This window comes from Methylocapsa polymorpha, from assembly GCF_045689225.1.
Taxonomy (GTDB): Bacteria; Pseudomonadota; Alphaproteobacteria; order Rhizobiales; family Beijerinckiaceae; genus Methylocapsa; species Methylocapsa polymorpha.
Window position 1 is genome coordinate 548,334 of sequence record NZ_CP136862.1, and the last position, 13,653, is coordinate 561,986.

The following is a 13,653-nucleotide window of genomic DNA, read 5'->3' on the forward strand; positions in this document are numbered from 1 at the left end:
ATGGTCAGGCGAGCGCGTTTTGAAGACGCGTCTTTCAATGGAATCGCGCGGTCTTGAGGAGAAGCCGCCGATCGGCGGATGTGATGCGGACTTCGAACACGTCGCCTTCCCGGTCGAGCGTCAGCGGCGCCTCGACTCCGGCGTTTCCCAAGGCCCAAATGCGGCGGAAGAAATCAGCCAGGCCCTGCACGGGAGCCCCTGCGACAGCGAGGACGGCGTCTCCCTCGTGGAGGCCCGCGCGCTGCGCCGGGCATTTGCCGGCGAATCCCACAACAACGACCTTGCCGTCGACCTCCGCGGCAAAGAGCCCGAGCCAAGGGCGCGGCGGGCGGTTTGCGCGACCGAGCGTCCGTAGATCGTCGAGGATCGGAGGCATAAGCTCAATCGGCACCACCATATTGAGCGGAACGACCTGCTCGCCGTGAACCTGATGCGGGACCTGGAGAGAGCCAATCCCCAGCAAGTCGCCTTTAGGGCCGATCATTGCCGTCCCGCCCCAGTTCGGATGCGCCGGCGCGGTGAAGAGCGCCTCGTCGAGAACATATTCCCAATATCCCGCGAACTCCTGTCTTGCGACGAGATGGGCCGCGACGGATCGGCGGCGTCCGCCGGCGCCGCCGATCACGACTCGTTCGCCGAGCGTCACGCTGCGCGAATCGCCGAGCGGCAAGGCGGGAATATCGAGCGGCCCAAGCGCTTGGACGAGGCCGAAGCCGGTCGCTTGGTCGTAGCCGAGAACATGCCCCGGCGCGACGCGGCCTTTCCCGGTGGTGAGCCAGATCTCCTGCGCCTCGGCGATGAGATAGCCAATGGTCAAAACGACTCCGTCCTCGCCGATCAGCACGCCGTTCCCAGCCCGCTCGACGCCCAGGGTCGCGGCGGTGAACGCGTCCGGCGGGATCCGCGCGCTGAGGCCGACCACGGAAGCGAGCGCCCGGTCGAGATCGAAGGCGTAATTGCCCGGCTGGGGCTGCGCGCTGCGCGGCGCTTCCCAGTCGTCTTCCACGTCCGCCATCAAAAGCTCCACACGATCCTGAAAGTTGGATTTTGCCAGAATAAGAACGCCTTGCAACAGCGGCGATCCGCGACAGTTACGCAGATCTTGCGCGCATCGCTCGGATCAAGCCGGCCATAGCCAGGCCGCGCCGCGCACCCCGCTCGAATCGCCATGAAGGGCGCGCAGGATCGGCGTATCGACGCCGTCGGAAAAGGCATAGCGCGAGATCAGCGCCGGAAGGCCGTCATAAAGCTGCGTGACGTTGGAGAGGCCGCCGCCGAGCACGATTGCATCCGGATCGACCACGTTGATGAGGGACGCGAGCCCGCGCGCCAGCCAATCCTGATAGAGGGCGAGGCAGGCGCCTGCATCGGGATCGCCGTTTACGGCGGCCATAGCAATCTCCTGTGTGGAAAGGGTCCTGTGGGTGCGGGCGAGATAATCCCGCGCGAGACCCGCGCCGGACAGAAACGTCTCGATGCAGCCGGATTTGCCGCAATAGCAGGGCGCTCCCGGCCGCTCGTCGTCGCGCGCCCACGGCAAAGGATTGTGGCCCCACTCCCCCGCGATCCGGTTGCGTCCCGTTACAACCATCCGATCGATGACGAGGCCGCCGCCGACCCCCGTGCCGAGGATGACGCCGAACACGATGCGGGCGCCTGCCGCGGCGCCGTCAACCGCCTCGGACAGCGCGAAGCAATTGGCGTCATTCTCGAGCCGGATCGGCCGGGCGAGCCGCTCCGAGAGATCGCGTTCAAGCGGCCTTCCATTCAGCGCCGTGCTGTTCGAATTCTTGATGAGGCCCGTCCGCGCCGAGATCGCTCCGGGCGACGCGACGCCGACGGAGCCATGTCCTCCGAATTCCTTTTCGACAAAGGCCACGAGCTCGGCAATGGCGCGTAGGGTGCCGTCGTAATCGCCCGCAGGCGTGGGCGAACGCCGGCGCAACAGCGGCGCGCCGCCTTCATCGAGCGCGATCGCCTCGATCTTCGTGCCGCCCAGGTCGATTCCGATTCGCATTGCAGTCCCAGTCTCGGCGGCCGGAGGCGCGCGCTGACGCTGCGCCACACTTAAAGCAATTTGGGATGAAGCGGGAACCCGGTCTCAATCATGGCCCAAACGCCACAAGCGATTTAGCGACCACATCCATCTTACTCTGAAACGAGTTAGTGAGTGAGGAAGGCGCCGCGCTGCGCGCCGTTGTCTGGAGACGGGTTGATAGCTTGCGGTTGTTGCAGGCCTGAGTCACGCTGCCCACTATGGTTGGAGAATCGGACATCCCAAATCTTTCGGCAGCTCCTGAGCCACCGGACCCGCCAGAAGGTATTAAATGGCTCCGATGGCTTGCACATCACTTTGCCACGGAGTGGCAAGTGATCAAGAAAGCACCGCTAGCTTATATGTTTGGAAGCACGATCATCGCAATGTGCGCAATGACAGTATTTCAATGGCTGCATGAACCAGAGCTGAGAATTAAAGACGCCACAATCGAAAATCTTAGACAGCGCAATGAAATGCTTGAAAGATCTAACAAAATAGAAGGTGTAACTGAATCATCTGCTAGCGGCAGGCATCTTACGGAAACTCAAAGAATATGCCTTATTTCAAATCTGAAAGATATATTAGCTGATTTTCCGAAAGTGGCCCTTACTTCGTTTAGAGATGAAGAATCTACAAAATATATGCTTGAGTTCCAGAGATTATTTTTGCGAGTCGGCATAGATCCCATTTTATTCATGGCAGGAACAGCAAAATATGAAGATGTCGGCGTTATGATAGGGGATATAAACGCTAATAACAGATCTGATAAATCAAAAAAATTCTCAAGTATCTTTGAAAAATGTGGGTTTAAAGTCAAATATGTTCCATGGATTATTTCAGAGACACTCATGAGTTCCCTTGGAATAAAGGATGTTGATTTCGATTTGTTTATCGGCCCGTCAAATTAGATATCCTCAAATTTTACGCCCTCAAGCTCAAGCGCGACTTAGAAAGGGGAGGAAAAATGTTGCAGCAAACGCACCTCAATTCAGCTTGTTGGCAGGGGACGTCCTAGTCTCTCTCTATCCATTCGCATTCAGTCGGTTCGCAGTCCCTTATGGGTCCTCCTAGCTCGCTTTATATTCAACCTTGAAAAATTGGGGTTTGCTCAAAAAGATCGTCGGCCACTCTACGCGACGGTCCAGTCCGATCCCAAATCCGCGCCGCGCGTTCCAAAACGGCTCGTGCCCTTGATCAGCTGAAATGAAATGACGGCGCCGGAAAAATTGAGTCTTCTTGCAAGGGACAGCTTAACTGCTCGTTAACCATACGTTGCGTAAATAAACGAAGCAGACTTTTGAGGCCCCCTCGTGACAATCGCAGCCCGCCCGCGTCACTCGATCCGTTTTCATAGCCGCTCGTTTCATGCGATGGCGCTCGCGCCTGAGGCGCCCCTCACGGACTGGCTCGCCGAGCTCGACGCATGGCTTGAGCGCTCGCCCGAATTTTTCGTTGGCCGACCCATCGTGCTCGACCTTTCGTCGAACGACTGGAGCGAGGCCGACCTGCTCGGATTGACGAAGGATCTGGGCGAGCGAAAAATTCAAGTCCTGGGGCTGGAGGGCGGCGATCGATCCTGGCTCGACCCCGCGCTGCCGCCGCTGCTCACGAGCGGCGGACGCCAGGAGAGCGCGCCAGATCGCGTGATCGCGGCGCTCGACAATGACGATCCTACCCCCGCCGCCCCGCCACCGCCTCTGCGCCCGCATTCGCTGTTGCTCGATAGCCCAGTCCGCTCCGGCCAATATATCGAACATCTTCAAGGCGACGTGATCGTCATCGGCTCCGTCGCATCAGGCGCCGAGATCGTCGCCGGCGGCTCAATTCACATCTATGGGACGCTCCGTGGGCGCGCGATCGCCGGCGCTGACGACCCGCGCGCTCGGATTTTCTGCCGCAAGCTCGAAGCCGAGCTTCTTGCAATCGATGGCCTCTACATGACTGCCGACGACATGGAGCCGCATCTGCGCGGCCGGTCCGTCCAAGTCTGGCTCGACGGCGATTCGGTGATGGTGACAGCTCAAGACTGAAGTCGAACAGGGAGATAACGCAATGGCCAAGGTTTTGGTCGTCACATCCGGCAAAGGCGGCGTCGGCAAGACGACATCCACAGCGGCGCTGGGAGCAGCCCTCGCGCAAGGCGGCAAGAACGTCGTCCTCATCGATTTCGACGTCGGCTTGCGCAACCTCGATCTCGTGATGGGGGCCGAACGCAGAGTGGTCTACGATCTGATCAATGTCGTGAACGGCGACGCCAAGCTCGCTCAGGCTCTCATTCGCGACAAGCGCGTCCCGACGCTTTCCCTGCTTCCGGCCTCACAGACGCGCGACAAGGACGCTTTGACCGATGAAGGCGTGTCTCAGGTCATCGAGGAGCTGAAAGAGAAATTCGATTGGATCATCTGCGACAGCCCGGCCGGCATAGAGCGCGGCGCCACGCTCGCTATGCGGCACGCCGACGTCGCAATCGTCGTGACCAATCCCGAGGTCTCGTCTGTGCGCGACTCCGATCGCATCATCGGCCTGCTCGACTCCAAGACCGTGATGGCGGAAAGAGGCGAGCAAATTGAAAAGCATCTTCTGCTTACCCGCTATGACGCGGCGCGCGCCGAACGCGGCGAGATGCTGAATATCGAAGACGTGCTGGAGATTCTCTCCATCCCGCTTCTGGGGATCGTGCCGGAAAGTGAGGAAGTGCTGCGGGCCTCCAATGTCGGCTCGCCCGTCACCCTCGCCAACGCAACAAGCGCGCCCGCGCGCGCCTATTTCGATGCGGCAAGGCGCTTGAACGGCGAAACCCTCGGCATGACGATTCCAAGCGACAGGAAAAGCCTGTTTGGCAAGCTATTCGGACGGAGGGCCGCATGAACCTGATCAGCTTTTTCAGACGGCCGAGCTCCACTGCGCCTGTCGCCCGCGAGCGCCTGCAAATCCTGCTCGCCCATGAGCGCGCGGTCGTCGGCAAATCTGACTTGATCGCCATTCTTCAGGATGAGATCGTCGCTGTGATCGCGAAGCATTTCCCGGTCGAGCCCGAGGCCATAAAGGTCAAGATGGAGCGCGGCGACGCTGTTTCGACGCTCGAGGTCGAGGTCGAAATTCCAACGCCGATGTGCGTCAATCTCACGTTGAACACGCCGAAGCCGAAGGCCGCGGCGAAGCCGAATGGCGCGACAAAGCTGAACGTGGTCACGCAGGTTGCGGAAAAGCCCGCGGCCGAGACGCCCGCGGTCGAAAAGCCGGCGCCCGTGAAGCCGGACGCCGAGCAAGCTGCCCCGGTCGAGCTTCCGGCGGAGGCGAATGGTTGACCGCAGCCGCCGCAAGGCGGTTTCCACATCATAGTATATCGGGCGTGGCATGCTGCGGAACCGCGCTGTCGGCGCGCCCGAGAAGGGGCGCGCGACGCCGCTGGCCGGCGGAGCCCTGCCCTCGCCGAGAGGTCAGGCCACCCCCACGCTCCCCCAGACACGATTTATTGATCCAGAACAATGCCGGGTTTTTTGCTTCCTGAGCAGCATAAATCCCTGTAGACGGTCGCTTGGGGGAGGAAACTCGACGCCGGGGCCTGCAATACGGTCCGTGCGGCGCCTGACGCGCTGATCCTGCTGGCCCAATGCCAAGGATCGATCATGGGATGAGCGCAGCCGGCGCGGTCCTCGTTCGGCCTCGTTCAACCAAGATCAAAAGGGATCGCTATAATGACTTTAAGGCCGTATTTCTCACCGCTTCCATTGATAGCTGCATCGTGCGTCGCGCTCGCTGGATGCGGTTTTGGCCAAGTCGGCACCGCAACCGTTGCCTATCAGCAGGTTGGCGCCTGCAACGGATATGGCGCGGTGACGGGAAGGCCCAACCAAGCCTATGTCATCTTCAAGATTGAGGCGGTGGACAATTCGCAGGGCAATGTCAATTTCCTCTTTATTCCAACGCGTCTTTACGTGGATCAATCCACGGAGAAACAAAAAGCTGAGTGGGTTGGCGGCTGGAAACGGCAGTTTGTTTCAGAGAACACGAAATTCCTGCAGGACCTCGGCGGCGCCGGGATTACGCCCAAGTCCGTCCCGCACAACAGCAAGGCTGAACTCAACGCCTTTGTTTTTGTTCCAGTGAACACCGTGAACGCGAACGGCGCGGCGGAAGCCAATCAAACTTCCTACAAGCTTTCCTATGATTCTCAGCCTGTGCCTGGCGAATCTGATCCCGCTGTTGTCTTCAACAAGACCAACGCCGCGCAGACGACCTGGCCGGAAACCGAGAGCTGCCAAGCGATCAAGCTGTAATCGAGTCGCCGTGGATTAGCCGCGCGCGTCCTGTCTCGCGCCTTAGCCAGGCTGATAAAAACTGCGCCGCTGACCATGTTCTGCGGCGCAGTTTTTGGCTCGCGGTCCGACTTGCTGGCGCGCATTGGGCGCGGCGGCTCAACGGCGCAGCCAAACATCGGAGCAGGCGCAAACGGATTATTGGATCTGCTCTCTAACCATCCAAATATGGACGCGCATATGCGTCCGAACGGGATGCACAACGTCCGCCTCCGTCGCCGGCGAAATGCGCCAGCGCGCGCCCTGGGCCTCGATGATCGCCTCGCCGGTGTCGCGAACCTCGAGCACGGTTCCTTCAAAGCGCGTTCTCCTCGACACGACGTCAAAGTTCAACATGTCATAAGGGCTCAATCCCGGCGGCGGCTCTTCATTTGTCTCCGGATTCTCGAAAAGGTCGAGTTCGAGGCCTTTGGAAATCTTGGTGGCGGTGAAAAGTACGTCCCATTTTCGCATCATTACGCCTTTTAGGAGAAGGAGAGCCGCTTCGCATTGGAGTCTCCCAGCGCAAGAAACACGCCAACGAGAATCAAAGCAATAAGACATCTCTCGCAGCAGCGGGCCCCTGCGATCCGCCCGGCAAACGGGGCTCGGGGCGAACTCTGCGCCGGCATTCGCGGGTCGCTTAGCGGGAAGCGGCGCGCGCCGCAAGAATCGGCCTGATGTCGATGAGATTGTCTTGCTGCGTCGAAATCGGCCGCGGATGAGCGAACGGCGATGCGAACGGCTCGCCGCGTTCGAAGCCCGAGGCTCGCTGCGCCGCCCATTCGCAAATCATCATTTTGCGGGTCAAACTGGCGTCGGCGCAAGCCAAAGCGCCATGCGCCACCGCAGGATTGAAGAACACGACATCGCCTTTCTTCAAGTCCAGCGCAATTCTTTCGTCGGGCTCGATCCGTTCCGCCACTTTTGCGCTCACAAAAGGCCAGGCCAGGTTATGAAGACGGCGCCATGACTCCGGCGCATCGGCAAGCTGCTCGAAGAGGGCGAGCAAATCCGCTCGCTCATTGAGGACCTCGCCGCAAAGGCGCGGCGCGAGACTTCGGTGCGTGCCGGGAACGAGATAGAAGCGCCCGCTGTCAGGATGGATGTCTTCGAGCGCGCACCAGGTCCGGCATATCGAATAGGGCGGATCGGGCGAGCGGAAGGCCGTGTCGACATGGGCCAGCATGTCTTCCGGCTGCCACAAGGCGCTGCGGGCGAAGGCGAGAACCGGCTCCGCCTCGAAAAGCTGGCGCAAAATCGACCGGATGATCGGGCTCGCGAGGAGACGGCGGGCGATTTCGCTGCGTTGGTGCAAATTGAGCATTGCGACCATCAGCGCATCGTCGGCCGCAATCGGCAGCGCCGCCATGGTCGCGGCGTCAAAGGCCCCGTATTCGCGCAGCAGCGCCGTCGCCTCGACGAGATGGGCGTCGATGAGAGCGTGCGAGAAGACGTTCTCGACGACGATAAACCCCAAATCGCTATATTCCTCACGCCAATCCATCGGCATTCCCGCCTTTCCGTGGCCATTGCCCTGTGACTATTGCGAAAGCCATATCATCTACGATATAGGATTTGCGCAATCGCCGTCGCGCGCCCTCCGCCTCAAGCTTGGCGCGGCCGCTCGCAAATATTCACGCGCATCAAAAAAAAGCGTGACGCGCCTGTTATTATGTAATAAGACTACATAACGATGCGCAAGCTATTTCGCATCGCGAGACGCATGCAGGAGCCGCCGCCGGCGCGCCCACCGAAAGGCGGCTCCGTCGCAGCCTCTCGAGGGCGGGCGCGCGGGCAGGACTTCTTGATCCTCGCGGGGCCACCCGCGCGCCTGACCTTTTTTGAGAGATACGATGCGAACTGGCCTCTTCTCCAACTGCGATCCTTCAGGCGGCGCGCTTTCCGCCGCCGCCGGATTTGCGGAGAGTGCAGAGCTTATTCAGCACGCGGAGTCGCTTGGGTTCGACGAAGCCTGGGTCGGCGAGCAGCCTCTCAATCAGGGAGAGGCGGCGCCTGCGCATTTTTCAATGCTGTCGCAACTAGCGGCGCGCACGACGCGAATCCGTCTTGGCTCGTTGGCTCTCGCCTCGCCTTGGCGCAATCCGATCGCCGTCGCGAATGATGTGGCGCGTCTCGATCTCCTTTGTGGCGGACGGCTCGACTTCGCCTTCGGCAAGAGCCGGAGCTTTCCGGTTCAACGCAAGCTTTGCAAGCATTCGGGCGCCCTGCCCGCTGCGACCGGAGCGAGAACCTTGGAGAGCTTGACTTTCGTTCAACGCCTTCTCAGCGAGGAGAGGGTCACGTTCGCGGGCCAGTTCCATAACGCCGATCGTGTCCGCCTTGAGCAAAGGCCAATCCAGACGCCGATCCCGACCTATGTCGCGTCCTCCGAATTGAACTTCTTACGATTTGCGGCGCAGCATGAATGTGGCGTCATCGCGGAGCCTCTCTTCGCGCTCAACGACCTCGCGGAGGTCATGCGTCTTTTTCGCGAGCTGTCGCCCGGCCAAGGCGGCGGGCTCGTCGCGATGCGCTTTTTTCACATCGGCGCGACGCATGACCAAGCGGTCGAGGAGGCGGCCCACATGCTCGCGCCCCGGTTTGAGCGGGCCTTGGCCAAGGCGGCTCCCGCGCAGCAGGTCTGGATGCCCTGGTTCCAGCTTGGCCGCCTGATCGCGGACTCCTTGATTGGCACGGTCGAGGATATCCGCGCCAAAATTTACGACATCGAACGCAGGGTCGCGCCGACGAGCGTCATTCTCGCGCCCGTCAGCCGCGACTTCGCCAAACGAAAGGCCGATCTCGCTCTATTTGCACGCGAAATCCGGCCCGCCATGGAGGTCGCAGCGTGAAAAGCGGCGGATCGTCGCTCTTGGAGAATTCAGGTTGACTTGTCGCAAACACTACATTCATACGAATGACCGTCGCGTTTCATGCGGCGTTCATATTGCAAAAGGAGGGTCTTTGAATGGCGGAGAATATGGATTCGGCGACGGCGCTGGCCAGCAAAACTAGGGTTTCACCGGCGAGCAAAGTCGCTTCGCCGGCTCCCGGCCCGGGCGAAGGAACACGCAGCCAAGTGATCATTCATGTCCGCTTCCATCCGAATGGCCGCGTGAACACTGTCAATCATCGGCCCGACCGCGTCGACCCGCAGGATTGGTTCGATCTCCTCTGCCGCGAGGCTCCGTCCAGCTATCAGGCCCTGGCCGGCGGACGCGGCGTCTTCCGCATTCAAAGCAATGAATTCGACGCGATCTGGCAAGCCAACGAAGCTTGATCGCACAAGTTAATAAGCAAGTCGGGCGCCAGGGCGGGAACCGCGAGGTTCCATCGTCCTGCCCCGTAATGACGGCGATGCCAATCTCGACGAGAAGCGACCATGGCGATCCTCGACCAGTCCAATCCTCTGGCGTTCTTCAAAACGATGCATCGGGCCTTTGGCGCGCAACTCGTCGCTACGCCCGATAGGCAGGACCCAATCGAGGGGCTTTTGGAGAACGCCTTCGAGAGCTTCGAACGCAATGTCGAACAGCCGCCGGACTGCGAGGCCGCCGTCGCCTGCCGCGGGGGGTGCTCCAGCTGCTGCACCATTCGCGTGGCGGCGACGGCGCCTGAAATCCTTCTGATCGCTCGAACGATCCGGTCATTGTCACAACAGATGGCGGACGAGCTCAGGCATAGAATCGCCGAGGCCGATCGCGCGACAAAGCGTCTCGACGAGCTGCAGCGAATGCTCGCAGGACTTGCCTGCCCCTTCATCGATCAAGACCTATGCTCCATTTATTCTGTCCGCCCTTTGGCCTGTCGCGGGCATGCATCCTTTGATGAACGCGCCTGCGTCGACGCCTTGGCAGGGCGCTCTTGCGACGTTCCGATCTCAGCGTTGCATATGACAGTTCGAAGCCTGGTGCAAAATTCGATGCAGGCGGCGCTACGCGACGCAGGGCTCGCCTGGGCCACATATGAACTCAACCAAAGCTTGCAGATCGCCCTTTCGGATGAGGCCTGTGAAAGAGGCTGGATCAATGGCGAAGACGTCTTCGCATCCGCGGCGATCAACGATGTGAGCCTCGAGGAAATGGCGGAGACCTTCGACGCCATAAAGGCGGTCGCCGCCTGAGAGCAGGTTCGCCTTAGGCGGACTCTGGCCAAGCTCGCTTGATCTGACCGATCGCCTGCCGGCGGGCGCGTCGATCCAAGCAAGAAACCGGCTCCGCCAGACGGTCCGGTTGCTCGGCCCGCATTAATCTGTCCAATAGAAAGCGAAGCCCAGCGATAGGCCACGCGCAATATTCGCGACGGGCGCGCATCCGACTTGACCAAGATCAAGGCGGCTGCCTGATGCTGCGGCGTAGAAGTCCATAAAGTCGATTTGGAGCGCTTCCCGCGCGCGGCGGATTGGACAGCCGCCGCATTTTTTTCTCAATCACATATTCACTCGCCGAACCGGCGCGCCGATTCATCGCATGCGCCATCGCCGCTCTCAGTGGAGACTAGCCCTTGTCCTACAAAACTTTGCTGGTGCATCTCGACCTCGATCAGAAAAATGACGCGCGGCTGAAAATCGCCGGCGATCTCGCCGAGCGCTTCCAGGCGGGCGTCATTGGCGTCGCGGCCCGTTCGCAGACCATACCGCTCTATTTCACCGAGGGTTTCGTCACGGATGAGCTCATCGAGCAAGACAGAGCGGATATCGAAACCCGCCTGAAGTCGGCCGAAGAGCAGTTTCGCGCCGGCCTCGCGGGACGGACGGCGCACATCGAATGGAGGTCGGCGCTGACGCAGCCGACCAGCTATGTCGCCGAACAAAGCCGCGCCGCCGATCTCATCATCATCGGCGCGCACCAAGCCGACGAGTCCCTCGACCCTCTAAGGCAGCTGATCCCGAGCGATCTTGTCACCTTTGCCGGCAGACCCGTTCTCGTCGTCCCGCAGGAAGCCGAACCCCTGACGGCCAAGCGAATCCTGGTCGCCTGGAAAGACACACGGGAGTCGCGCCGCGCGGTTTTCGACGCCCTGCCTCTCCTCTCGAAATGCGAGAAGGCCATTGTCGCGGAGATCGACGAAAGCAAGGATCCATCCGCCGCGCACGCGCGCGTCGACGACGTCATCGCCTGGCTCGAGCGTCATGGCGTGAAGGCTTCCGGCATCGTGCAAGGGGCGATCGAAAGAACGTCCGACGAGCTCAACGCGCTCGCCCGCCAGGAAGAGGCTGATCTCATCGTCGCCGGAGCCTACGGCCATAGCAGATTCCGTGAATGGATTCTCGGCGGCGTGACCCGCGACCTCATCACGCGGACGCCGCGCTGCTCCTTGCTCTCGCATTGAATAAGACCGGCGCTGGCGATAAACAGGAGCCGATTTGTCGCGTGACCGATTTAGTCGATCGGTCTTGAACGGGGTCCGGTGGGAGGGCCGCCATGGCTGAGCCGCGTTTCACGACCGTGCTGATCGTCGGCGCCGGCAGCGGGCTCAGCGCGGCCCTCGCGCGCCTGTTCGCCAAGCATGGGTTTCGCGTCGGGCTCGCCGCGCGCGACGTCAACAAGCTAGGCCCGCTTGCCGCGGAGATTGGCGCGAAGGTCTTTCAAGCCGACGCCTCGGACCGGACGAAGGTCGCAAAACTCTTTGAGGCGGTCGATCGAGAGCTCGGCGCGCCCGATGTCGTGATCTATAACGCCGCCGCTCGCGCGCGGGGTCCGCTGGTCGCTCTCGATCCTCTGGATGTCGAACGCAGCCTGGCGGTCGGCGCCTTTGGCGGATTCCTCGTCGCGCAGCAAGCGGCGCGGCGAATGCTGCCGCATCGCCATGGCGCCATTTTCTTCACCGGGGCGTCGGCGAGCGTCAAGGGCTATCCGCAATCGGCGCCTTTCGCGATGGGAAAATTCGCGCTGCGCGGCCTCGCCCAGAGCATCTCGCGCGAACTCGCGCCGCAGGGCATTCATGTCGCCCATTTCGTCATCGACGGCGGCATTCGCCATCCATCATGGCAGGAGCCGCCTAACCAGCCAGACAGCCTGCTCGACCCCGATGCGATCGCGCAGACCTATTTCAACATCCTGTCGCAGCCGCGCAGCGCCTGGACCTTCGAGGTCGAGTTGCGGCCCTGGGTCGAAAAATTCTAACTTCAACATTCGGGCCGTCCGCAGCGACAGAACCGTCCCTTGTTGGAGCCGGCGATCATATCTTTTGCGCCGTCCACTGGACGAGCTGAGTCGCGGCCTGCATGAAGGCTTGATTGAGCGCTTCGGTCGCCGCAACCGGATCCATCGCCGCGACCGGCGCTTCTCCGCTGAACAATCTGGCGTCTATGATCCGTCCATTCTGGCCGACGATCTTGGCCATGAATTCGATCGTCGCCTTCGGCGGAGAGCCGAGCGAGATCTGAAAGCTGTGGAGATCGACCAGAAGCTGATAATCCGTGGTCAAATTATCGGAAGGGCGTCCGACGCCGGCCAGGAAATTGGCGTTCTCCAAGCTCTGAATGATCTTGGCCTGAATGACCTTCGGCGCGCTATCGGCCCATTGGGCGTTGTCCAGGAAGGAGCTTTGCCCATCGCTTGCGACGACTATGATTCTTTGCGTGTCGTTCCTGACCAAAGTCGTCGGATCCGCCACCACGAGCTCCTTGCCGGGCTTTTTGGAAGGCGCAACGGCGACATGCGGGGCGGTCAGATCATATGTAGGCAGAGGGCCTTTCGACGCGCCGCCCCCGAACGTCTTTTCAAGACCGGCGACGATGCCGTCAATGCCTTTTGAATTGCGCGCCAGCGCCCCGGAGAACGTATCGAAATTCGCAATCGCGTCATGGAGCGAATCCGAATTTTCGGCGAGAATCTTGTCGATCCGACCGAGCACAGCGCGGGCTGATTGCGTCAGGTCTTGGCCGGCGGCGGCGTCGGCGATCAGCACCGGCGGCGGTTCCCCTTGCGACGCCTTCAGCACAGGCAGATTGGGCGAACCACCGCTGAGATTGACCGATGGACTGCCCATCAGTCCCTGAACGTCGATCCGGGCCTGGGTGTCGGCGCGGATCGGCGTCCATGGATCGATGGCGATCGTCACGAAAACCTGATGCGGGTTCTCCGCATTCAACTGAAGATTGGTGACTTCGCCGACGCGGATGCCGTTGAAGGAAACCGCGGCGCCGGTCCGCAATCCCGAGACCGTATTCTCGAAACGCACGCGATAGGCCGCGCGCTCGCCGAGGCCGCCTGTCGCATGGAGCCAATAGACGAATCCAAAGCCGGCCAGGCTCGCGACAAGGACGAACAGGCCAACGAGTACATACCGCGCGCGCGTTTCCATCGAGAC

14 protein-coding genes and 1 pseudogene are annotated in these 13,653 nt (G+C 61.0%); 10 read left to right on the top strand and 5 right to left on the bottom strand.

What is annotated here, in order from left to right; translation table 11 throughout:
- Positions 1 to 34: 34 nt before the first annotated feature.
- Together RZS28_RS02700 and RZS28_RS02705 are read right to left on the bottom strand one after the other, a co-directional pair.
- Positions 35 to 1,015 carry a S1C family serine protease gene (locus tag RZS28_RS02700; protein ID WP_407339676.1) on the bottom strand — a complete coding sequence of 327 codons (981 nt, stop codon included), beginning with the start codon at positions 1,013 to 1,015 and terminating at the stop codon, positions 35 to 37.
- A gap of 105 nt (positions 1,016 to 1,120) precedes the next feature.
- Positions 1,121 to 2,017: an ROK family protein gene (locus RZS28_RS02705; RefSeq protein WP_407339677.1), complete on the bottom strand. Its 897-nt coding sequence runs from the start codon at positions 2,015 to 2,017 to the stop codon at positions 1,121 to 1,123.
- A gap of 353 nt (positions 2,018 to 2,370) precedes the next feature.
- Between RZS28_RS02705 and RZS28_RS02710 the strand changes: the two genes are divergently transcribed.
- From RZS28_RS02710 to RZS28_RS02730, 5 genes and pseudogenes are all read left to right on the top strand, one after another.
- Positions 2,371 to 2,946 carry a hypothetical protein gene (locus tag RZS28_RS02710; protein ID WP_407339678.1) on the top strand — a complete coding sequence of 192 codons (576 nt, stop codon included), beginning with the start codon at positions 2,371 to 2,373 and terminating at the stop codon, positions 2,944 to 2,946.
- 402 nt (positions 2,947 to 3,348) lie between these two features.
- Positions 3,349 to 4,068 (top strand): septum site-determining protein MinC, encoded by a 720-nt coding sequence (gene minC / locus RZS28_RS02715; RefSeq protein WP_407339679.1) that lies wholly within the window; start codon positions 3,349 to 3,351, stop codon positions 4,066 to 4,068.
- A 22-nt stretch (positions 4,069 to 4,090) separates the two neighbouring features.
- Positions 4,091 to 4,906, top strand: coding sequence for a septum site-determining protein MinD (gene minD / locus RZS28_RS02720; protein ID WP_407339680.1), 816 nt, complete (start codon positions 4,091 to 4,093; stop codon positions 4,904 to 4,906).
- Positions 4,903 to 5,142: pseudogene (gene minE / locus RZS28_RS02725) on the top strand (cell division topological specificity factor MinE); the annotation flags it as partial. The gene minD and the pseudogene minE, both read left to right, overlap by 4 nt.
- 594 nt (positions 5,143 to 5,736) lie before the next feature.
- On the top strand, positions 5,737 to 6,318 hold the full coding sequence (locus tag RZS28_RS02730) for a hypothetical protein (protein ID WP_407339681.1): 582 nt from the start codon (positions 5,737 to 5,739) through the stop codon (positions 6,316 to 6,318).
- Between the two features lie 177 nt (positions 6,319 to 6,495).
- Here the strand turns inward: RZS28_RS02730 and RZS28_RS02735 are convergent, their stop codons facing one another.
- Together RZS28_RS02735 and RZS28_RS02740 are read right to left on the bottom strand one after the other, a co-directional pair.
- Positions 6,496 to 6,813, bottom strand: a complete 318-nt coding sequence (locus tag RZS28_RS02735) for a hypothetical protein (protein WP_407339682.1) — start codon at positions 6,811 to 6,813, stop codon at positions 6,496 to 6,498.
- 166 nt (positions 6,814 to 6,979) lie between these two features.
- The gene (locus RZS28_RS02740; RefSeq protein WP_407339683.1) at positions 6,980 to 7,843 is read right to left on the bottom strand and encodes a phytanoyl-CoA dioxygenase family protein; all 864 of its coding nucleotides are present in this window, start codon (positions 7,841 to 7,843) and stop codon (positions 6,980 to 6,982) included.
- A 349-nt stretch (positions 7,844 to 8,192) separates the two neighbouring features.
- Here RZS28_RS02740 and RZS28_RS02745 point away from each other — a divergent pair, with 349 nt between their 5' ends.
- From RZS28_RS02745 to RZS28_RS02765, 5 genes are all read left to right on the top strand, one after another.
- A complete protein-coding gene (locus tag RZS28_RS02745) occupies positions 8,193 to 9,191 on the top strand; it encodes an LLM class flavin-dependent oxidoreductase (protein WP_407339684.1) in 999 nt (332 codons plus the stop codon).
- A gap of 116 nt (positions 9,192 to 9,307) precedes the next feature.
- Positions 9,308 to 9,619 (top strand): hypothetical protein, encoded by a 312-nt coding sequence (locus RZS28_RS02750; protein WP_407339685.1) that lies wholly within the window; start codon positions 9,308 to 9,310, stop codon positions 9,617 to 9,619.
- A 102-nt stretch (positions 9,620 to 9,721) separates the two neighbouring features.
- Positions 9,722 to 10,462 (top strand): YkgJ family cysteine cluster protein, encoded by a 741-nt coding sequence (locus RZS28_RS02755; RefSeq protein WP_407339686.1) that lies wholly within the window; start codon positions 9,722 to 9,724, stop codon positions 10,460 to 10,462.
- 380 nt (positions 10,463 to 10,842) lie between these two features.
- Positions 10,843 to 11,670, top strand: coding sequence for a universal stress protein (locus RZS28_RS02760; protein WP_407339687.1), 828 nt, complete (start codon positions 10,843 to 10,845; stop codon positions 11,668 to 11,670).
- Positions 11,671 to 11,762: 92 nt separating this feature from the next.
- Positions 11,763 to 12,464 (top strand): SDR family NAD(P)-dependent oxidoreductase, encoded by a 702-nt coding sequence (locus RZS28_RS02765; protein ID WP_407339688.1) that lies wholly within the window; start codon positions 11,763 to 11,765, stop codon positions 12,462 to 12,464.
- Positions 12,465 to 12,519: 55 nt separating this feature from the next.
- Here the strand turns inward: RZS28_RS02765 and RZS28_RS02770 are convergent, their stop codons facing one another.
- Positions 12,520 to 13,647: an ABC-type transport auxiliary lipoprotein family protein gene (locus RZS28_RS02770; protein WP_407339689.1), complete on the bottom strand. Its 1,128-nt coding sequence runs from the start codon at positions 13,645 to 13,647 to the stop codon at positions 12,520 to 12,522.
- Positions 13,648 to 13,653: the final 6 nt, after the last annotated feature.